This is a genomic window from Leptotrichia sp. oral taxon 879 str. F0557, from assembly GCF_000469385.1.
GTDB classification, from domain to species: domain Bacteria; phylum Fusobacteriota; class Fusobacteriia; order Fusobacteriales; family Leptotrichiaceae; genus Leptotrichia; species Leptotrichia mesophila.
Genome location: NZ_KI271359.1, coordinates 6,956 through 8,271, shown reverse-complemented (window position 1 = coordinate 8,271; position 1,316 = coordinate 6,956). Strand labels below are relative to the sequence as shown.

Sequence of the window (1,316 nt, the reverse complement as noted above, 5' to 3'; positions counted from 1 at the left end):
TACGATTTTGCTTTGGATTTTGCAAAAAAAGAAGGCTGTTACAATTTAACATTGGATGCTTGGGCTGATAATGCTGGAGCTGTCAGATTTTATGAAAGATTAGGAATGAAAGTTCAAAAGTATGTTTTTGAAGAAATTTTGTAATTCTTTATTATCTATAATAGCTAATTTATAATCATTCAATTAAATTATTTTTTAGATATTTTGATTAATAAATATTTTTTCATATTGTTATGTTTTTTATTTTTTATTAAATTTTTGGAAGAAATATAATAAATTGCATTTTAATTTGAAATATTGTATAATGAAAATATAAAAAGAACACAAATAATTAATACATAAAATGGGATAAATATTTGACATAGATATTTAAAACAGAAGGAGATGATATGCAATGTTTAAGAAAATTTTACTCTTGGTTATACTTGCTATTTCTGTCGTGAGATGTGAACTGTTTGATCCTAAAGGTTGAACAAGATGCTGCTGAAAGAGGTGTAAGATGTTTTAAGAGGGCTAATGGCGATTATTACTGCAAAGACAGGTATGGAAACATAGTCTATTAGATACATGTGACATGGAGGATGACAATAGTTTAAAAGCTATGAAATATATACAGAGGGCAGGGGCTTCCCATACAAGGGAATGTACTCCTGTCTTTTTTCTTTTGGTTAAATAATTATAAAAATTAAATCTAATTTTTAGATTTTAATAAACTGATTGAGTTTTCATTATTAAACCCTATTCAGAAAATAGAAAATATTTTAAGAACAAGAAGTTTTAATTCCTTGATAAGATATATAATTCAAAATTTATTAAACATTCGATATTTAAATAGTAAATAATAGTAAAAAAATGTAAATGAAAGGAAAAATTATTACAATGAAAGAGATTAGACTAGCACAAGAAAAAGATATTCCGAAAATAGAAAATCTGCTGGAACAAATTTTATTAGTTCATCATGAAGGGCGTCCAGACATTTTCAAGGCAAATGGAAAAAAATACACAGCAAAAGAATTAACAGAAATGTTAAATGATTCAAATAAGCCAATATTTGTAGCAACAGATGAAAATGATAACGTAATTGGCTATATTTTCTGTATTTTTGAGCAACAAACAAATCATAATATCCTAACTGATATAAAAACATTATTTATTGATGATCTTTGTGTCGATGAAAGTACCCGTGGGCAGAATATCGGAAAGAAATTATACGATTTTGCTTTGGATTTTGCAAAAAAAGAAGACTGTTACAATTTAACATTGGATGCTTGGGCTAAGAATACTGGAGCTGTCAGATTTTATGAAAGATTAGGAAT

At 26.5% G+C, this 1,316-nt stretch carries 2 protein-coding genes; both read left to right on the top strand.

The annotated features are described in order from the left end of the window. Nucleotides 1-12 precede the first annotated feature (12 nt). The gene (locus HMPREF1552_RS13035) at nucleotides 13-144 is read left to right on the top strand and encodes a GNAT family N-acetyltransferase (RefSeq protein WP_369750454.1); all 132 of its coding nucleotides are present in this window, start codon (nucleotides 13-15) and stop codon (nucleotides 142-144) included. A gap of 735 nt (nucleotides 145-879) precedes the next feature. Beyond that, a partial coding sequence (locus HMPREF1552_RS11330; RefSeq protein ID WP_081686593.1) for a GNAT family N-acetyltransferase occupies nucleotides 880-1,316 on the top strand: 437 nt, incomplete at its 3' end.